Here is an 18,940-nt window from a genome sequence, read left to right as displayed (position 1 = left end):
CCGCTCACGGGGGCGGCGACTCGGTGGAATGATCGGCGGGGTGTGTCGCCCGGTACATCTCCGCCTGCGCAAGCAGCCAGTCTGAAAAGCGCTGCACGGCGGCGCGGTCCTGACGACTCTCCGGGCACGCCAGGTAGTAGGCGAGTTTCTCGGTCAGGATGATGTCGAAGGGGGCGACCAGATCGCCCGAGGCCAGTTCGTCCAGCACCAGAAAGCGCGGTACCAGCGCAACGCCAAGGCCCGCGCGGGCCGCTTCGGCCAGCAGCGAGAACAGTTCGAAGCGCGGCCCGCCAATGGCTTCGACCGCCGTGACCCCGGCCGTTTCGAACCAGCGCCGCCACGCATTGTGGCGTGCGGACTGATGGAGCAGGGGGAAACATGCGAGCGCGGCGGGCTCTTCGCACGGCTGCTGCCGCAACAGTGCGGGCGACATCACCGGAATCATTTCTTCGCCGAACAGCCAGGTGCTCGTTGCCCCGGGCCACACCGACTCGCCGAAGTGAATCGCTGCATCGAACACGGTGTCGTTGAACAGGAACTGATCGGACCGTGTCGTGAGGTTGAGGGTGATGCCCGGGTTGCTGCGCTGGAAGTCGGGCAGGCGCGGGATCAGCCAGCGCGCAGCAAAGGTCGGAATCACCGCCAGTTCGAGCACGTCGCCGGCGCCGCGGTGGGTCATGATCGACACCGTGTCGCGCTCGAGGCGGTCGAGCCCGTCGACGACCTGCCTGAAGTAGAGCTGCCCCGCCTCGGTCAGCGAGATGCGCTTCTTGATGCGGTTGAACAGGCGCACGCCGAGATCATCCTCGAGGACTGCCACCTGCTTGGACACTGCACTCTGCGTCAGTGACAGCGCGTCCGCCGCCCGCGTAAAACTGAGATGGCGGGCGGAGGCTTCGAAGGCCGTCAGCGATTCGATGCTCGGGATGCGACGACGCATGATTCATTCCTTTAACTCATGATCTTCGTATTCTATTTCGTTTGAAAAGGCTTGGCACTGGGACAAGAATGGCACCCCTTGAGTGCTGCAAGTCATTGTTTAACAGAAACATTTGTGTAAATACTTTTATTGCGGAAGTGTTTGCCGGCAGCGCTCGTGATTACATTTGATTTCACATTCAGGAGCAAAACTATGCAAGTTGCCACCAGCGCCCTTAACGCCGACATGTCCCAGATCAATGCCATTCGCTCGTTTGCGCTGGCGACTGCACAGACCGCGCCGTGCACATCGATGACGCCGGACTGCGCCGAGCGCCCCGAGCTGATCGATGTGGTCCAACTGGGTTACAACTGAGCGACTGCAGACCTATGATGCGCAACCCGGTATCCGGGCTTCCCGCGTCGGGACTCAATCATTCTCGTGCGCTGGCGCTTGCCGCGGAGCGAGGTGGTGCTGAGGGCGTGCGGCCGGGCTCTGGATCCGTCACGCAGCCGCGCCGGATTCGGAGAGGGCGATCGCGTTGCGTCCGCTTTGCTTGGCGTGGTACATCGCGGTATCTGCATTGCGTGCAAGGCTGATTGAATCCTTGCCGTGATCGGGATAGATCGCGATTCCGAGGCTGGCTGAAATCGAGAAGGTATTGTTTTCGATCGAAAACGGCTCGCCGAGTCGGGTCCGGATTTTCTCTGCAACCCGCAGGGCATCGCCGGCGTGGTGCACGTGTTGCAGCAGCACCACGAACTCATCCCCGCCGAGACGCGCGGGAATGTCGGATTCGCGCACGGTTTGGCGCAGGCGCTGGCTGACCTCGAGCAGCAGCAGGTCGCCGATGCGATGGCCCATCGTATCGTTCACATTCTTGAAGTGGTCGAGGTCGATGAACATGAGGCCGAACCGGCTTCCGTCGCGGCGCGCGGTGGCGAGTGCAACGCCGACATGTTCGTCGAACAGGACGCGATTGGGCAGATCCGTGAGCGGATCGTGCTGCGCCATGTGGCGCAGGCGCTGCTCGGCCTGCTTGCGTTCGGTGATGTCGGTGAAGGACACCAGCATCATGTCCTCGAGCCGGTCGGCATTGATCAGGACATCGCGCATCGACCCGTTCTTGCACAGGATGCGCGATTCCATGCCCTCGGCGCTTTCGCCGGGGATCGTGCCCACGGCCATTTTCCACGGCAGCGCCAGGTTGCGCCGGGATTGCTCGTCGGGACAGGACAGCTGCTCCCAGGTGCCGAGGTCGGGGATCTCGTCGAGGCTGTAGCCGAAAATGCGCACGAACTGCCGGTTCAGGAACACGATCTCGGCCTTGCTTCCGAGCGTGCAGCACGCAATCGCGGTGGGGATGTTGTCGAGCATCTTGCGCATCCGCTGCTCGCTGAGCTTCAGCTGCTCTTCGGCGTACTTGCGTGCGGTGATATTGCGACTGACGCCGTGGACCTCCTGCCTGCCCGTTCTCTGATTGCGCGCCTGGGTCATGACAACCTCGGTCCAGACTGTCGAGCCATCCTTGCGCGTCTTTCTGACTTCCTCGGTAACCGAGTTGCCGAGCGCGGTGTCGCCCACCGCCAGACTGCGCACCTGCGCTGCGATGGTCGGGGTCAGGGCGCTCTCGATGGGTAATGCCATGATCTCGGCGGGCGCGAACCCGAGCTGCCTGACGATCGATGGGCTGACGTAACGCAGGCGCTGAGTCTCCGCGTCGAGCACCCAGACCACGTCGTCGATGTTTTCGGTGGTGTTCTGATAGCGCTCGGTGCGGAGTTGAAAGCGGTGGTGCGCATAGATGATCAGAATGCCGATCAGGGAGAATGCGACGATTCTCGCGATATGGGTCGGGTTGTCGACGCGCAGCGATTGCAGGGGCTCCATGAAGAACCAGTCGGCAAGCACGATGGACAGGATCAGGGCGATGGTGCCGCCCGAACGTCCCCCGATCCAGCTGCTGACGACCAGCGCGGGATAGAAGAGCATGAAGGCAAGCGGCTCAATCGAGGTCCACAGGCGTAGCTGCAGCGCGAGCGCCATAAATGGCATGAGAATGGCGAATGCCAGTGCGAGGTGACGACGCGAGAATGCTTCGGAAGCAGGCATTGGTTAGGTGTCGTCTGTGGGGCGTTCCCCGGATGGTACACGGACTTTCCGGCAGCAATGCAGCTGTCTTGTATGTCCTTGGTAAGACGCTGCTGCGCGGGCGCGAATGCAGGTATCCGGGGTGAGCCGTCACCCGGGTGCGCTGGCGGAGCGGACGATGCGGTTGCGGTCGATGAATATTGTTTGCACTATGTTGGCGTCAACGAAATGAGTGCTGTGATGAAGTGTTCTGCCTGTGGAAATGAGGTCCGGTCCGATGCCCGTTTCTGCAGCCATTGTGGCGCGCGTACGAAGGTGGCCGCGAACACGGGCGTTTCGCCTTACGAGCTGCCCTGGGATGCGGGGCAAGCCGGCGTCGACACGCCCGATTTTCATGCCGAAGACACGATCATTCCCGACTTCATGCCGCCGACCCCTGCACCCGCCGACACGGTGGACGATGTGTTTGCGGGCGTCGCGCAGACCGTGGCCCCGGCCGCCGGCGCAGTGACGGGAAATGCAGCGGCCTCCACCGGGCGCAAGCGGGTTCTGGCGGCCGCACTCCTCGTGCTGCTGCTTGCGGCTGGGAGTTTCTATCTCTTTAGCGCTGCTGACGAAGCCCCTGTGCCGGCGCCGGAGACTGCAGCTGCTGTGCAGCCAGAGGGTGTTCCAGTGTCCCCCGAGCTTCACGCGGAAGCCGAGGCTGAAGCGACTGCAAAGGCGGAGGAGACCGTTGCGTTGGCGCCGCCTGCATCGACGGACGAGGCTGTGGCGCAGCCTGAGCTGACACCAGCCTCGCCGCCGGATCCCGTTGTTGAGCCCGAAAAACCCGCGCCCAGGGCGAAATCCACCGAAACCGTGCAGCGCAAGGCCGCGCCCGCGCAGCCGGCGCCTGCGCCCAGACCGGCATCACCGGCGCACTCATGGCTGGCGTCGCTCAAGGCCGATCTGGCCGCGTGCGACGCCGAGTCGTTCTTTCCGCGCATCGCCTGTCGCGAGAAGGCGCGCTGGAAATACTGCGCGCCGGAGCGCTGGAATACCGTGCCAGAATGCGAGGTCGACAGCAGCAAGCGCTAGTGCAGGGGCGGCCCGCTCCGCCCTGACCCTGTCAGGGCTTGAGGCGGTAGCCGGTGCGGAAGATCCAGCCGACGGTCACGATGCAGGCGACGAGAAAGAACAGGGTCATCGCCAGGCTCAGCATCGGACTGACGTCTGCAATGCCGTAGAAGCTCCAGCGAAAGCCGCTGACCAGATACACCACCGGATTGAACAGCGTCACCGTCTGCCAGAACGGCGGCAGCATGTTGATCGAGTAGAAACTGCCGCCGAGGAAGGTGAGCGGGGTGACGATCAGCATCGGCACTAGCTGCAGCTTCTCGAAGCCGTCAGCCCAGATGCCGATGATGAAGCCGAGCAGGCTGAAGGTGACCGCGGTCAGTACCAGGAACATCAGCATCCACAGCGGGTGCTGGATGGTCAGCGGCACGAAAAGCGCGGCCGTGGCGAGGATGATCAGCCCGAGGATGATCGACTTCGTGGCGGCTGCCCCCACATAGGCAATGACGATCTCCAGATAGGACACCGGTGCCGACAGAACTTCGTAGATGGTGCCGGTGAAGCGTGGAAAGTAGATGCCGAACGAGGCGTTGGCGATGCTCTGCGTGAGCAGCGCCAGCATGATCAGGCCGGGTACGATGAAGCTGCCGTAGCTCACCCCGTCGACCTGCGGAATGCGCGAGCCGATGGCGGCGCCGAACACCACGAAGTACAGCGAGGTGGAGATCACCGGCGAGATGATGCTCTGGGTCAGCGTGCGCCGGGCGCGGGCCATCTCGAAGCGGTAGATGGCATTGATTGCGTGCAGGTTCATCGCTCTTCCTTCACCAGATCCACAAAAATATCCTCCAGCGAACTCTGGGTCGTGTTCACGTCCTTGAAGGGGATGCCCGCCGCAGCGAGATCGCGCAGCAACGCGGCGACCCCGTGCTGCGCACGCTCGGCGTCGTAGGTGAACACCAGCGCATGCCCCTCGGCGCTGCGTTCGAGCCCATAGGCCGCAAGCGATTCGGGGATGGTGTCGATGGCCTCCTGCAGTTGCACGGTGAGCTGCTTGCGGCCCAGCTTGTGCATCAGCGTGGCCTTGTCTTCCACCAGGATGATCTCGCCGCGGGTGATCACGCCGATGCGGTCGGCCATCTCCTCGGCTTCCTCGATGTAGTGCGTGGTCAGGATCACCGTGACACCCTGCTTGCGCAGTTCGCTGACCAGCGCCCACATGTCGCGGCGCAATTCGACGTCCACGCCCGCGGTCGGTTCGTCCAGGAACAGCACCCGGGGTTCGTGTGACAAGGCCTTGGCAATCAGCACGCGCCGCTTCATGCCGCCCGACAGCGTCATGATCTTGTTGTTGCGCTTGTCCCACAGCGACAGCGAGCGCAGCACCTTTTCGATGTAGGCCGGATTGGCCGGCTTGCCGAACAGGCCACGGCTGAAGCTCACGGCCGAGAACACGGTCTCGAAGGCTTCGGTGGTGAGCTCCTGCGGCACCAGCCCGATCAGCTCCCGCGCCGCGCGGTAGTCCGCCACGATGTCATGGCCGCCGACCTTCACCGTGCCGGTCGAGGCGTTGACCAGCCCGCACACGATGCTGATCAGCGTTGTCTTGCCCGCGCCGTTGGGCCCCAGCAGCGCGAAGATCTCGCCCTGCCGGATGTCGAGGTCGACGGTCTTGAGTGCCTGAAAACCGCCTTCGTAGGTCTTGGATAAGCTGGAGATGGAAATCATTGTCGTCATGACCGTGAACATACCAGACGATGCAACTGTGTCTGGTATCCGCCCGAGAACAACATGGCGCACGGCAATCATCAACCCGGGAACACCGCGGCGAACGCCGTCAGCCCCAGTTGCTCGAATTACGTGTCCTGCAGCAGATGTGTGTTCTGTGCGGCACGGATCAACACGCTAGCGACGGGCTCGCGCAGGCGGCATCCTGCTTCTGATCCGGAGGCTCGATGGCCTGATAGCACGGGTTCTTCATCATGCCGGCGGCGCCGATGATGGCGTCGACGACCTCGGTGCGGGTGAAACCGTCACGCCAGGCGATTGCAACCCGGCGTGAGGGCGCGGGGGCCTCGAAGGGGATGGCCGTCACCATGTCGTTGCGATACACGCCACCCAGCGATGAGGCAGGCAGGACGGAAATGCCATAGTTCGATGCCACCATGCAGCGTACGGTCTCGATCGAATGCCCTTCAAGCGCCGAGCCGTCTGCGTGGCTCATCTCGGGGCAGGCGTCGAGCACCTGTTCGCGAAAGCAGTTGCCTGCCTTGAGCACCAGCACGTCTTCGTCGCCCACTTCGTGACGCGCGATCTTCTTGCGCCTTGACCAACGGTGCCCCTTGGGTACCACGACCTGAAACTCTTCGTCATACAGCGGGTGCACCCTGATGCCCGGCATGTCGAACGGCAGCGCAATGATTGCCGCATCGATGGTGCCGTACTTGAGGCTGTCCGCGAGCAGTGCGGTCATGCTTTCCTCGATGTAGAGGCGTGTGTCGGGGGCGACCTTCTTCATGGCCGAGATGAGTTCGGGCAAGAGGTAGGGGCCGATGGTATGGATCACGCCAAGGCGAAAGTCGCCAGCCAGCGGATTCTTGCCGGTACGGGCCACAAGTTCGATGCGTTTGACATCGTCGAGCGCCTTGCGCGCTTGATTGACGACCTGCCTGCCGAGGTCGGTGAGGGCGACACGTCCCTTGCTGCGCTCGATGAGGGACACACCGAGTTCACTCTCCAGTTGCTGAAGCGCAACACTGAGTGTTGGCTGGCTGACCTGGCAACGCTCTGCGGCCCGACTGAAGGAGCCTTCGTCGGCGAAGGCCACGAGATATCTCAAGGCAGTAAGTTTCATGGCTCTGGCTATAGGACTTGTCTATGCAATGTATAGCAAAAAACTACAATAAAAACATTGAGTTATGTCAATACCTGGAAAGTTGTGGAGCGTATCTTGCACGCAATCGCGTTTGCAACAGCTTTTCATCAGTTAGAGGTGTTCAGCATGAGACTCCAAATCCTCGTCGCTTCCATTGTTGCCGTTGGCATCTCTGCCAGCGCTGCAGCGGCACCGGCGGACGAACCCATTCAGGTCATCAAGCCGGCAGCCAACATCAATCTCGGTCTGGTTGACCTGGGTAAGAAGCTCTACTTCGATCCCCGCCTTTCCAAGTCAGGTTTCATTTCATGCAACTCCTGTCATAACCTCTCGATGGGTGGCACGGACAACATTCCCACCTCGATCGGCGACAAGTGGCAGCAAGGTCCGATCAATTCGCCGACGGTGTTGAACTCGAGCCTGAACCTCGCACAGTTCTGGGATGGCCGTGCGGCCGACCTCAAGGAACAGGCCGGTGGCCCGATCGCCAACCCTGGCGAAATGGGCTTCTCGCATACCCTGGCCGTGCAGGTGCTGGAGACCATTCCAGGCTACGTCCGCGAGTTCAGGCAGGTCTTCGGCAAGGACAAGATCGATATCGATCAGGTCACGCTCGCCATCGCCGAGTTCGAGAAAACCCTGGTGACGCCGAACTCGCGCTTCGACCAGTGGCTGCTGGGCAAGACCGATGCGCTGTCCGAAAACGAACTGGCGGGCTACACCTTGTTCAAGGAGAGCGGCTGCGTTGCCTGCCACAACGGTGAGGCCGTGGGCGGCAACTCCTTCCAGAAGATGGGTATCGTCGAGCCCTACAAAACCAAGGCCACTGCCGGCGGCCGTGCGGATGTGACCGGCAAGGACGCGGACCGCTTCAACTTCAAGGTGCCGACCCTGCGTAACGTGGAACTGACCTATCCGTACTTCCACGATGGTGCGGCCAACACGCTCGCCGAGGCCGTCGACATCATGGGGCGCCTGCAGCTGGGCAAGAAGTTCACCGATGCGGAGAATGCCAAGATCGTGGCCTTCCTGAAGACCTTGACCGGCGATCAGCCAAGTTTTGCACTGCCGATCCTGCCACCTTCGTCGGATACGACACCGCGGCCACAGCCGTTCTCGAAGTAGGCTTCAAGGGGTTTGAAATGCAGGGGGCCTTGGCCCCCTTTCTGCATTGTTTCGCTTCAGCCTTCGCCGGCCAGCGCGCGCAGCTTCTCCAGTTCGCAGGTATCGATCGCAATGCCGACGCGCGCGGATTCGGCGCGCTGGCGATAGCGGCGATCGCCCGGCTGGCGGGTCTGGCCTGCGTCCTGCATTTCCCTGACGAGGATCTCCGTGCGCTGGGCGAAATTGCTGCCGGCACCCTTTGACGGATCGATCACGATCAGCAGTTCGCCGGTCCACGGTGTTTTCGCACCCGGATGCTGCGACCAGTCGAAATCGAAGGAGAAATTGCCGCCCGTCAGTGCTGCCGCGAGCAGTTCGACCATCATCGACAGCGCCGAGCCCTTGTAGCCGCCGAATGGCAGCAGTGCGCCACCGTCGAGAATCGCGGCGGGGTCCCGGGTCGGCTCGCCGTTGCGGTCCACGCCATAGCCTTCGGGCAGGGTGTGACCTTCGCGTGCGGCAATCTGCACGTCGCCGTGGGCAATGGCGCTGGTGGCGAGGTCGAACACCAGCGGATCGGCACCCGCGCGAGGCGCGGCGAAGGCGATCGGGTTGGTGCCGAACAGCGGCTTGTGGCCGCCATGCGGCACGACGCAGGCCATGCTGTTGACGAAGGCCAGGGCGACCAGCCCGTCCTGTGCGAAGGGTTCGACGTCCGGCCACAGGGCCGCGAAATGGTGGGAGTTGCGGATCGCGAGCAGCGCGATGCCGTTGTGCCGGACTTTCTCCAGCAGTAGCGGGCGGGCGGCCTCCAGCGCGGGCTGGGCGAAGCCATTGCCGGCATCCACGGCCACATAGCCGGGTGCGACATCTTCCACCCGCGGAACCGCCTTGCCATCGACCCAGCCACTGGCCAGCGTTGAGAGGTAGCCCGGAATCCGGAAGACGCCGTGGCTGTCAGATCCGTCGCGTTGCGCACTGGCGCAGTTTGCCGCCAGCACCTTTGCCACGTCGTCCGAGGTGCCGTGACGCACGAAGATCCGTGCAAGGAGGGCTTCGATCTCGGAGAAAGGGAGAAGGGTCTTGCTGGTCGATGTGCTCATGTCCTGTTCGCCTGGGCCTCAATATCAGTGATCAATATTCTACGCATAAAGCAGATGCGGCCCGGCAGGCGGCCGGATTCGCTTCACGGGCCGGCGCGCAAGGCGGTTTTTCCCGGCGCCCTGCGCCCCGCAGCATCCCCACGCGAAAAAACATCGCACAATCCTTTAAACTACCGGGTTTCGCTCGATCCTTCGCTCGGTACGGGGATTACGTCATTCAAAGCTCGGGGGCACCCATGATCTCGGTTGAAAAAATCGGTGGCACGTCAATGTCGGCATTCGGAGATGTGCTGCGGCACATCATGTTGTACGACAAGGCGCGCATTTATGGCCGTATCTATGTGGTGTCGGCCTATTCGGGTGTGACCAACCAGTTGCTCGAGCACAAGAAGACGGGCGAGCCCGGCATTTATGCGCTGTTTGCAGAGCGCAAGGACTACCACGGTGCGCTGAGCAACCTGGCCCAGAGCCTGAAGAAGCTCAACGCAGGCTTTGCCGACCTTGGCCTGCCCCTGGATGTGGCCGATGCCTTCGTTGATACGCGCATTGGCGAAGCCAGGAAATACCTCGACGCCATGCATCACGTGCTGGCCAGTGGTTACCTGAGCCGCGAGAACGTGCTGCTGGCGGCACGCGAGGTGCTGGCATCGATCGGCGAATCGCACAGCGCATTCAATGCGGTCGAGATGCTCAAGGCTGCCGGGGTGAATGCGATCCTGCTCGACCTCGCAGGTTTTCATGATGACGAAGCCCTGACCATCGATCAGCGCATCAGCAACAGCTTCAAGGACCTTGATCTGGCGAACAACGTGGTGGTGGCCACCGGCTACACCAAGGGGATCGAGGGCATCATGCGCGAGTTCGACCGCGGATACTCCGAAGTCACGTTCAGCAAGATCGCAGTGGAAGTGAGACCGGCCGAGGCCGTGATCCACAAGGAGTTTCACCTGTCCTCCGCCGACCCCAACATCGTCGGCCTGGAGAACGCAGTGATCGTGGGCGCCACCAACTACGACGTGGCCGACCAGCTGGCCGATGTCGGCATGGAGGCCATTCATCCCAAGGCGTCCAAGCCGATGGAACGGGCCGGCATTCCGATCCGCCTGAAGAACACCTTCGAGCCCGAGCATCCCGGCACCCTGATCACCAAGGACTACGTCGGTGAGCGCGCCCGCGTGGAGATCGTGACCGGGAGCGACAAGGTGACGCTGGTCGAGATCCATGACCCGAGCATGGTCGGCACGGTAGGTTTCGATCTCGGCATCCTGGAGATCTTCCGTCGTCACGACGTGTCCTACATCCTCAAGGCCACCAACGCCAATTCGATCGCCCATCTGCTGTGGGAGAACTCGGTCACGCCGGCGCTGATCGACGAGCTGGAGACCACGTACCAGGTGGTCACCATCAAGCCGAGCGCCATCGTGTGCACCATCGGCTCGAACATCAGCATCCCCGGCGTTCTCGCCCGCGCGGCACAGGCGCTGGCTGAAGCCGAGGTGAACGTGAACTGCGTGTCGCAGACCCTGCGTCAGGTGAACATGCAGTTCATCGTCGAGCGCGAGGACTACAAGAAGTCGATCATCGCGCTGAACCACTCGCTGTGCGTCAATTCCGGCACACCGGTGCCGGTGGCGTAATCCATCGAGGGGCAGCCGGACCGACAGGTCTGCCCCTCTCGCAAGCGGAACCGCGCGCCTGCGCCGGCAGGTTTCAAGCGCGGCGCGACGCTTTTGTTGCCAGTGTTCAGCGTCCCCGGGAACTGGCTGGCTGAGAGGCGACTTCCGGTTGGCGTGGCACGCTGCGGTATGCAATCGCAAGTGCGGCTGCGAGAAGGAGCGCTGCGACTGCGAAGGTGAGCCGCATGCCGAGCGCAACGGATGCGGGAGATGCGGTCGTGATGTCGGCGCTTCCGGAGGCCAGCGCGAACACCGCACCCATTACCGACGCGCCAGTGATGAGGCCGAGATTCCGCGCCAGATTGAGCACGGCGGACACCACGCCGCGCTGGTTCGGGCCGGCATCCTTCATCACCGAGGTGTTGTTGGCCGTCTGGAACAAGGCATAACTTGCGGTGATCACCACAAGAGGCGTGATGTAGCCGGGGATGCCGAGTGTGAAGGGGACGATGGATAGCGCAAGCGATCCGCTTGCCATGCCGATCAGTCCGAGGCTGGAAACGCCTTGCGCGCCAAAGCGGTCGGCGATGCGCCCGGCAGGCGCGGCGGTCAGTGCGGCAACGAGCGGGCCAACCGACATGACCAGTCCAACGGATGCCGCCCCGAGTCCGAGTGCGCGTGCCAGATAGAACGGCCCGACAACCAGTGTCGACATCATGACCGTCGATACGATTGCACTCGTGGCGAGGCTGCTGCTGAGGCTCCGGCTGCGGAAGAGCTCAAGCTGAAGCAGCGGGAATGCGGTCTTTGATTCGACACGCACGAACAAGCAGATCCCGGTCGCTGCGATCAGCAACAGACCCAGTGTCTGCAGGCCGAAACCGCCGCGGCCTGTTGTCATTGCCAGCGCGTAGGCCGCGAGTGCCAGCGCGAGCAGCAGCGTGCCGATCACGTCGAAAGTGGGGCGCCCGGCACCGGTGCGTGCGAGTTCCCGTGGCAGGTAGCGATCGGTGAGTACGAGCGCCACAATGCCCAGCGGCAGGTTGATGAGAAAGATTGCCGGCCAGCCGTAGCCGTTGATCAACAGGCCACCGAGCGATGGCCCGAGTGCGGTGCCGATTGCTGACATCGTTCCGAGCAGGCCAATCACGCTGCCGGTTCTGGCCTTCGGCGCGATCTCTCCGACGATGGCCATGGCAAGGGCCATCATGATGGCGGCGCCAAGGCCCTGAAGCCCGCGGGCAGCGATCAGCGTCGGCAGCGAGGACGCCATGCCGCACAGGCCTGAGGCGACGGTAAACAGCGCGATTCCGACCAGTAGCAGCCGTTTGCGGCCAATGAGGTCGCCGAGCCTGCCGACGCTCACGATCAGGGTCGTGATGGCGAGGAGGTAGGAGAGGACGATCCATTGCACCGCCGGAAATGACGCATTGAACGCTTCCGCGAGGTTCGGCAAGGCAACGTTGGCGATGCTGGTGCCAAGTGAGGACAGCAATACCGATAGCGACAGACTGACGAGCGCGCCACGGAGCGGGATTGCGCCTTTCGTCGGGTCCGCAATGGAAGAAACGCGTTCAGTTTCGATTGTTTTCATGATGAGCCCCTGTTGTCGGCAATGGCCGCTATTGGCATGTCGAAATCGTAGAACGCTCAGTTGCATGGCGGAAGACGCAGCGTTTGCACTTTAATGTTGCGTTTGACGCCATATATCGACCGGGCGCTGCTATGCTTGACTGATGTCGAAACCCGATCTGAATCTGCTTGTCACCCTCGACGTCCTGCTGGCCGAGGGCAGCGTGGCGAGGGCTGCAAGGCGACTGAGGCTGAGCCCGTCCGCGATGAGCAGGGCGCTGGCGCGGTTGCGCACGGTGACGGGCGATCCACTGCTGGTCCGAGCGGGGCGGGGTCTCGTCCCAACGCCGCGGGCGGTCGAACTGCGCGAGCGCGCCCGACAACTCGTGCACGATGCCGAGGCTGTGCTGCGCCCGGTCGAAAAACTCGATCTCGGGCGCCTGGTCAGAACCTTCACGCTGCGGACAAGTGAAGGTTTTGCAGAGACGTTTGGCCCGGCGCTAATCGCGCGCGTCCGGGACGAGGCGCCCGGAGTGTGCCTGCGCTTCGTGCACAAGCCCGACAAGGATGGCAGGGCCCTTCGCGACGGATTCGTCGATCTTGAAACTGGCGTGGTCGGAAAATCGGCGGCACCGGAGCTGCGTGTGCAGGCCTTGTTCAGGGACCGTTTCATCGGCGTGGTGCGTGCGGGGCACACGCTGAGCCAGGGTGAGCTCACACCGCTGCGCTATGCGAGCGCCGCGCATATTCTTGTTTCGAGACAGGGGCTCGACAAGGGGCCGATCGATGAGGCGCTGACGGAACTTGGCCTCGAACGAGAGATTGTCACGATTGTCAGCGGCTTTTCCACTGCGCTGGCCCTGGCACGGGCTTCGGATCTGGTTGCCAGTGTCCCCGAACGCCATACCGGTGGCCTGCGCAGCGGTATGTTCAGTTTTCCCTTGCCCGTTCCGCTGCCGGAAATTTCGGTTTCAATGCTGTGGCACCCACGGCTGGATGCCGAGCCGGCACATCGGTGGTTACGTGCCCGTGTCAGGGATGTCTGTGCGGCGCTGCGCTGAATGCGCGAGTGACTGCGGACGGGCATCAAACGGCATCGAAGGCGGCCGCCGTTCTGTCGGCCGCCGGCTCGGCGCGGATCTGCGGCAGGAACTGGGGATACTCGCGCTGAATGAAGTCGAGCATCCCTTCGCGGATGCGGCAGCGCAGATCCCATGCCTTGGCCGCATCCGGTGCGCTCACCAGGGCACGCAACTGTACCGCGCGGTCGCTCGCGTCCACCACCTGCAGGACCTGTATCCGGCTGTCCCACTCCGGGGCGAGCTTGCACAGGCGTTCGAGTTCGGTGCGCAGGGGCGCGAGCGGCATGCGGTAGTCCACCCACCAATGGACTGAGCCGATCAGTTGCGAGCTGTCACGGGTCCAGTTCTGAAACGGGTTTTCGATGAAATAGTTGAGCGGCACCACCAGGCGGCGCTCGTCCCACACCCGCACCACCACGTAGGTACTGAAGATCTGCTCGATCCAGCCCCACTCCTTTTCCACGATTACCACGTCGCCGATGCGGATCGGCTGGGTCAGCGCGATCTGCAGGCCGGCGAGCAGGTTGGCGAGCACCGGGCGCGCGGCGAAACCGACCACCAGTCCGGCGACGCCGGCCGAGGCCAGCATGCTGGCGCCGATCTGGCGGACCGCGGGAAAAGTCATCAGCATGGCCGCGGTACCGACCGTGACCGCGAGGAAGCCGGCGATACGGGTCAGTACCCGCGTCTGGGTGCGCACGCGGCGGGCCTGGTACTCGTCCGCGATGTCGCTGTCGCGATAGCCGTCGAGCACGCCCGTTCCCACGCCGTGCACCGCACGTAGCGCGGTCCAGGTGAGTGCGCCGATGGTAAGGAGCACCAGAAGTTGGTGCGCCGGGCCCACGCCGGGGAGTTCGGCCGGCAGGCCTTCAAGCCCGAGCAGGGCGCCGAGCGCGAGCATGGCCCAGCGCATCGGCATGCGTGTCCCCCGCACGAAGGCTTCGCCCACCGTGCTGCCACGGACGAATCGGGCCAGCGCAACGTAGATCAGGCTGTGGGTCGCCAGCGCGAGGGTCAGCGCCAGGGCCGCCGCGACCAGGCTACCCATCCAGGGACCGATGCGGCCGTCGAGCCAGGCTTCGAGTGATTGTGGGTCGGGAATGTTGAGTTCGTTCATAAGCGCCTCATGTCCTGTGGCGACAGTTTGCCGCAATGCACAAGGTAAGGGGGCGATGCAGGCAAATGGTTCCGCTGCGCGCCGGGTAATGCTGGCTGTGATCCGCCACGCCGACGAAAATCAGAAGTCGACCGGCGCCCCTTTCCATGTACCGGGTTTCGGCCGCGCGCGACGAAGGGCAACGCCAGCCTCGCACCAGCCCTCGCAGGCGTTGCGCCCGGGCTGCCGACGGAAGAAGTTCAGCAGTCCCTTGCACTTCGCGTAGCGGTGAAAGAAACGCAGGATGAAGTCGCGTGTCGATGCGCTTGGAGGCTGTACGCTGCAGACGAGCTTGTCATCCTGCATCCCCCTGTCGGTCAGGGTCACTGCGCCCCAGGCCTTGACCCGCACGCGTGTGCCTTGCGCAAGCCTCGGCCCCAGCACCAGCGCATCGAGCAGATCGCCCTCAAGGCCCAGCAGGTCTGGCACCGAGCCGTAGTTGAAGGGACATGGCAGCGGAGAGATGAAGTCGAGCTGCCCGGCCGATCCGCGCTTGATGAAACTGCCCCGCGGAATTTCGATTATCACTTCGAGCTCGGGCGGTGCGGACGCTGCCTGCTGAGTGTCGGGATCACTTCGGCCTGGAGGGTTCATACCGCAAGTGTAGATGCGAAAACCTGAAGGATCGCCTGCTGGGTCGGAAGTCAGTCCTGAATGGGGGCTGGCGGTGCTCAGTCCGCGTCAAGGGTGCACCTTGGTGATTCAGGGAACTCGCCACTCGATTTCATGCGCTTCAAACTATGCATTTGGGCGTGCGTTTTCAGCGTGCAGCGCTGTCAGCGAGGCTTGATCTGCAGACATGGCGTCAGATCAGCTCACTGACCTCACGCAGTCTGGCCGCGCTTAGCGGAAGCTGAAGTTTTTCAAGCATCGTCACCAGTTCTGCTGCTTCAATGGGCGGTTTGCGCAGTCTGGCACGCATGGCCTTGATGGCTTTGAGTGCCGGAAATGGCGCCAGATCGAGTTGATTAAGCAGGAAATCGTCTGGGTGTTGAATCTCAACCTGCACCGCATCCATGACTTCAGCCGGAAAGTCTTTCAGATTGAATGTCACGATTGCGTCGGCATGGCCGCGAAGTGCGGCTGCAAGGACATGACGATCATTCGGGTCTGGAAGTCCCGTAATGATCTGCTCGATGGGCTCCCACCCCGTCACGAGGCAATCTGGAATGGCACTGCTCATCAATGTACGGGTGCGCTGCAGATCCTCCAGCTTCAGATCCGGCCGTTGCAGCAAGAGGTTGCGAACCCACTCATCCTGAATCCGCTCAGACCAGCGCGCATGGAACAGCCCCGCACTGGCAAGGCTCAAGAGCACGTCGCGCAAAGGCGCTGGGTACAGCACGCAAGCGTCCAGAATCACCGTGTAGCGTGCCGACCCTGCCATATCAGTACCCCAGGCCCAGCTCTTGAGCCTGATCGGCCAAGGCCTGCAACGCCGCATCCGATTCAGAGCGAGATTTCTGCTGATAAGCAATCATGTCCTCGAACAGGACACGCCGATGGCGACCAACCTTACGGCAAGGCAGGTGTCCTGCCTCGATCTCCTTGACCACGTACGGACGCGACACATTCAGCATGTTTGCCACTTCCTGAGTGGAGAGTTCAAGTTTCTGCGGCAGCACGGCTACAGGCTGACGCTGTGCCATGACCCCGAGCAGATCGGCCATGAAGCGCAACACCTTTGGGGGTAGCTCTACGACCGCCTCAGCCTGGTCTTCACCCTTTGCGATCAGCCGTATGGTGTCCGCCCGCGAATGATCCAACGCTGCCATCAAGCAACGTTGAGCGGCTTGCGCCAGTGCCGCATCGTGCTCATCCAGCACGGTGTCGATGGCTGCTTGCGCGTTTGCCATGATGCTTTCCTCCTGTTTGTTTCTCTGCGGGTGCTACCAGAAGTAGCTTCCCTGTATCCGTAATATACGAAACAAACGAAATAAACGAAACGTTTACTAGCTGTATTTTTTTGATCCACCCGATAGGAGGATGAAGTTTCGATGCTCTTCAAGCAGGATCAGACGTATCGGCGACACGCTGCAGGCCATTCCGAGCACAGGATCACCGCAGATGTGCTCAGTTTTCTTGGTACGCCCGTTCAATCAGAGATCTTGCCTTCTCGAAATCGGCGGGCGTGCGCAGGGTTAACTCCAGATCGCCGGTTCCCCAGTGACCAATATTGGTCACGTCACGGGAAAAGTCCTTGTCCAGCACAACGCTTGCTGGATCCAGTTTCAGCGTCAGGAAAACATGCGGATTCTGTTTTGAGATCAGCGACATGCATACAAAATTCTTCAGTCTACGAAAAGCCACGTAGAGCTTCAGCGGCTTCTCGATGATGTCGTCGCCCTGCGCGAGGATGAAGCTGCGCGTCTGCTCGAAGAGCGCAAGCAGCTCGGGCGAAGCCGTGGCGATCTGGTCAGCGTGCGTCTTCATTGCCAATGTGGCTGCTGCGGGCACCTTGGCAGGCTTCTCGCGAATCGGCACATCAGCTTCGGCAAGCGATTGCGTACTCGCTGCGCTGCCGCCATTGACCAGTTCGAACAACAACAAATCATCGCCAAACAGCTTGTAGCGGATCAGCTCGATATTGCGGTTGATTTGCGCGACAGCATGCTCGTCATAGCGTGTGAAGTCCGCTGCGATACACAACAGACGCGTGCCGCTCCACTCGATCTTGTCTGCCTCGTCCTTACCGAGCTTGTCCATCACCAGAAAGCGGAAGTCCGCCTTGTGATCAAGCAGCCAGTCCAAGTAGAACAAGCCCTGGTTCATCACGTTCTCGTTGCTATGGCGCTTGTACTCGATTATCACCGGGCAGCCGTTTTCGTCCAGCCCAAGCGAATCGATACGCCCGCGGTGCTTGGCGCCGGTACTGTACTCGGTAGCCAGAAAACGCACGCCGAGAAAGATCTCCATCTGCGATTCGATCAGGCGCTGCAGCGTGCGCTCGATGGCCGCTGAATTGCCGGCCAACTCGCTGGCGCCGTTGTTGGTGTAGCGAAAGAGTTTGATGTCGCTCACTCGTAGCCTTGTTTGCTGTTTTTTCTTGCTGGTGTCGGCAAGGCCTTGGCGGCTTCCTCCAGCATCTGCACGTTACGCATTTCGCCCTCAGCTTCCAGCATTGCGCGGCGCTGTGCGGCGAAATGCTCGTACTCCACTTCAGCGTGAGCGACGGCTTGCTTGTGCGAACGGCTCCCCGCATCCAGCAGAACCTCACGCTCGTTGAACTGCAAGAATTCGCCCAGCTTCATTTCCCAATCCTTCAGGAAGACGGCCTTGCGCCGCCTGGCCTGATCTTCGGCGAAGTCCAGCCACATCACAACAACGCGATTAAGCTCGTCGATCTCCTCCTCGTGCAGGTAGTTCTTCGCCACGCGCACGTCGGTCTTGTTCACACGGCCTGATTTCCAGCTCGTAAGACCCATGTTTGGCTTCGACCCATCGGACCGCTCATAGATCAGTTCGGCAGCCGTCTTGCCCGTCACCGCGTAATGCAGCTTGTTCTGGATGCTCTGGAAAAACTGCGTGGTCTCGGCCAGCGTTGGCGAGTAGTCAGCCGCCATCGCGAAGATCTCGCGTACCCGCAGATACATGCGCCGCTCGCTGGCGCGGATATCGCGGATGCGGCCGAGCAGCTCGTCGAAGTAATCCGGCGCAACGGACGCGCCCACCGGCGGATTCTTCAGGCGCTCGTCATCCATCGTGAAGCCTTTGACGAGGTAATCGCGCAACCGCTCCGTCGCCCAGCGCCGGAACTGCGTGCCACGCGCGGACCGCACGCGGTAGCCCACGGCGAGGATCGCATCGAGGTTGTAGTGATCGAGGTTCCGGCTGACTTGCCGGTTGCCTTCCTGGCGAACTATTAGGAATTTCCGAATAGTTGCCTCGGCCAGCAGTTCGCCCTCAGCAAAGATCGTCTTCAGATGCTCGTTGATTGTCGGCACCGTCACCTGGAACAGGTCCGCCATCAGTGCTTGCGTAAGCCACAGGGTGTCCGCGGCAAAACGGCATTCCACACGGGTCTTGCCGTCCTCGGTTTCGTAGAGCAGAAACTCGCCGCTTGGCTGATCACTCATGTGCTTTCCCTTCCGGTCGCTATCGTCCAACTCGCAGAGTACTCAGAAGGCTAGACCTAAGCAACACATAGTGCGTTGATTATTAACAAGTTGCTGTCAATTTGAAAGCAAAAAAGACATGGTAAGTCTCTGGTCTGACGGAGGAACTGCATCTGCATGAGAAGCGAGAAACAGTGGTCCCTGAACGACAACAATTCGGCCGAAGCGGCCGCTGGGGTATGTCGCAGCTAAAGGCAGAAATGAGGCGGCCAGCGGTCGTAGCTCCAAAAGTTGGCTTCTACGTCCGCTCC

General features: G+C 61.9%; 18 protein-coding genes and 1 pseudogene. 6 read left to right on the top strand and 13 right to left on the bottom strand.

Annotated elements, in window-relative coordinates:
• Positions 1–4: 4 nt before the first annotated feature.
• Positions 5–940 carry a transcriptional regulator GcvA gene (gene gcvA / locus CEW83_RS14325; protein WP_108949945.1) on the bottom strand — a complete coding sequence of 312 codons (936 nt, stop codon included), beginning with the start codon at positions 938–940 and terminating at the stop codon, positions 5–7.
• A 192-nt stretch (positions 941–1,132) separates the two neighbouring features.
• Between gcvA and CEW83_RS21085 the strand changes: the two genes are divergently transcribed.
• Positions 1,133–1,294 carry a hypothetical protein gene (locus tag CEW83_RS21085; RefSeq protein ID WP_159099463.1) on the top strand — a complete coding sequence of 54 codons (162 nt, stop codon included), beginning with the start codon at positions 1,133–1,135 and terminating at the stop codon, positions 1,292–1,294.
• A gap of 129 nt (positions 1,295–1,423) precedes the next feature.
• On the opposite strand, the gene CEW83_RS14320 is transcribed toward CEW83_RS21085, so the two are convergent.
• A complete protein-coding gene (locus CEW83_RS14320; protein ID WP_108949944.1) occupies positions 1,424–3,031 on the bottom strand; it encodes a diguanylate cyclase domain-containing protein in 1,608 nt (535 codons plus the stop codon).
• A gap of 57 nt (positions 3,032–3,088) precedes the next feature.
• Between CEW83_RS14320 and CEW83_RS21775 the strand changes: the two are divergent.
• Together CEW83_RS21775 and CEW83_RS14315 are read left to right on the top strand one after the other, a co-directional pair.
• Positions 3,089–3,289: pseudogene (locus CEW83_RS21775) on the top strand (hypothetical protein); the annotation flags it as partial.
• A gap of 36 nt (positions 3,290–3,325) precedes the next feature.
• Positions 3,326–4,087 (top strand): hypothetical protein, encoded by a 762-nt coding sequence (locus tag CEW83_RS14315; RefSeq protein ID WP_234418840.1) that lies wholly within the window; start codon positions 3,326–3,328, stop codon positions 4,085–4,087.
• Between the two features lie 31 nt (positions 4,088–4,118).
• On the opposite strand, the gene CEW83_RS14310 is transcribed toward CEW83_RS14315, so the two are convergent.
• The 3 genes from CEW83_RS14310 to CEW83_RS14300 all read right to left on the bottom strand — a co-directional run bounded on the left by CEW83_RS14310 (position 4,119) and on the right by CEW83_RS14300 (position 6,920).
• Positions 4,119–4,880 carry an ABC transporter permease gene (locus tag CEW83_RS14310; RefSeq protein WP_108949942.1) on the bottom strand — a complete coding sequence of 254 codons (762 nt, stop codon included), beginning with the start codon at positions 4,878–4,880 and terminating at the stop codon, positions 4,119–4,121.
• On the bottom strand, positions 4,877–5,803 hold the full coding sequence (locus tag CEW83_RS14305) for an ABC transporter ATP-binding protein (protein WP_108951427.1): 927 nt from the start codon (positions 5,801–5,803) through the stop codon (positions 4,877–4,879). The genes CEW83_RS14310 and CEW83_RS14305 overlap by 4 nt, the downstream gene beginning before the upstream one ends.
• 160 nt (positions 5,804–5,963) lie before the next feature.
• Positions 5,964–6,920, bottom strand: a complete 957-nt coding sequence (locus CEW83_RS14300) for a hydrogen peroxide-inducible genes activator (protein ID WP_108949941.1) — start codon at positions 6,918–6,920, stop codon at positions 5,964–5,966.
• A 147-nt stretch (positions 6,921–7,067) separates the two neighbouring features.
• Here CEW83_RS14300 and CEW83_RS14295 point away from each other — a divergent pair, with 147 nt between their 5' ends.
• Positions 7,068–8,066: a cytochrome-c peroxidase gene (locus tag CEW83_RS14295; protein ID WP_108949940.1), complete on the top strand. Its 999-nt coding sequence runs from the start codon at positions 7,068–7,070 to the stop codon at positions 8,064–8,066.
• Between the two features lie 56 nt (positions 8,067–8,122).
• Here the strand turns inward: CEW83_RS14295 and CEW83_RS14290 are convergent, their stop codons facing one another.
• A complete protein-coding gene (locus tag CEW83_RS14290; protein WP_108949939.1) occupies positions 8,123–9,148 on the bottom strand; it encodes an Ldh family oxidoreductase in 1,026 nt (341 codons plus the stop codon).
• Between the two features lie 269 nt (positions 9,149–9,417).
• Here CEW83_RS14290 and CEW83_RS14285 point away from each other — a divergent pair, with 269 nt between their 5' ends.
• The gene (locus CEW83_RS14285; RefSeq protein ID WP_234418839.1) at positions 9,418–10,785 is read left to right on the top strand and encodes an aspartate kinase; all 1,368 of its coding nucleotides are present in this window, start codon (positions 9,418–9,420) and stop codon (positions 10,783–10,785) included.
• A gap of 106 nt (positions 10,786–10,891) precedes the next feature.
• On the opposite strand, the gene CEW83_RS14280 is transcribed toward CEW83_RS14285, so the two are convergent.
• Positions 10,892–12,358, bottom strand: a complete 1,467-nt coding sequence (locus tag CEW83_RS14280) for an MFS transporter (RefSeq protein WP_108949937.1) — start codon at positions 12,356–12,358, stop codon at positions 10,892–10,894.
• 142 nt (positions 12,359–12,500) lie between these two features.
• Between CEW83_RS14280 and CEW83_RS14275 the strand changes: the two genes are divergently transcribed.
• Entirely contained in the window at positions 12,501–13,397 is an 897-nt protein-coding gene (locus tag CEW83_RS14275; protein ID WP_108949936.1) for a LysR family transcriptional regulator, read from the top strand.
• A gap of 25 nt (positions 13,398–13,422) precedes the next feature.
• Here CEW83_RS14275 and CEW83_RS14270 read toward each other — a convergent pair whose 3' ends face one another.
• From CEW83_RS14270 to CEW83_RS14245, 6 genes are all read right to left on the bottom strand, one after another.
• Positions 13,423–14,535 (bottom strand): mechanosensitive ion channel family protein, encoded by a 1,113-nt coding sequence (locus tag CEW83_RS14270; protein WP_108949935.1) that lies wholly within the window; start codon positions 14,533–14,535, stop codon positions 13,423–13,425.
• 120 nt (positions 14,536–14,655) lie between these two features.
• Positions 14,656–15,102, bottom strand: coding sequence for an inorganic diphosphatase (locus CEW83_RS14265; RefSeq protein ID WP_234418837.1), 447 nt, complete (start codon positions 15,100–15,102; stop codon positions 14,656–14,658).
• 277 nt (positions 15,103–15,379) lie between these two features.
• Positions 15,380–15,961: a PIN domain-containing protein gene (locus CEW83_RS14260; protein WP_108949933.1), complete on the bottom strand. Its 582-nt coding sequence runs from the start codon at positions 15,959–15,961 to the stop codon at positions 15,380–15,382.
• 1 nt (position 15,962) lies between these two features.
• Entirely contained in the window at positions 15,963–16,430 is a 468-nt protein-coding gene (locus CEW83_RS14255; RefSeq protein WP_108949932.1) for a helix-turn-helix domain-containing protein, read from the bottom strand.
• A gap of 217 nt (positions 16,431–16,647) precedes the next feature.
• Positions 16,648–17,595, bottom strand: coding sequence for a DUF5655 domain-containing protein (locus CEW83_RS14250; RefSeq protein WP_108949931.1), 948 nt, complete (start codon positions 17,593–17,595; stop codon positions 16,648–16,650).
• Positions 17,592–18,650, bottom strand: a complete 1,059-nt coding sequence (locus CEW83_RS14245; RefSeq protein ID WP_108949930.1) for a virulence RhuM family protein — start codon at positions 18,648–18,650, stop codon at positions 17,592–17,594. Before CEW83_RS14245 ends, CEW83_RS14250 begins: the two co-directional genes overlap by 4 nt.
• Between the last annotated feature and the right edge of the window lie 290 nt (positions 18,651–18,940).

This window comes from Parazoarcus communis (assembly GCF_003111645.1).
Lineage (GTDB): Bacteria > Pseudomonadota > Gammaproteobacteria > Burkholderiales > Rhodocyclaceae > Parazoarcus > Parazoarcus communis_A.
This window is presented reverse-complemented; position numbering and strand designations above follow the sequence as displayed.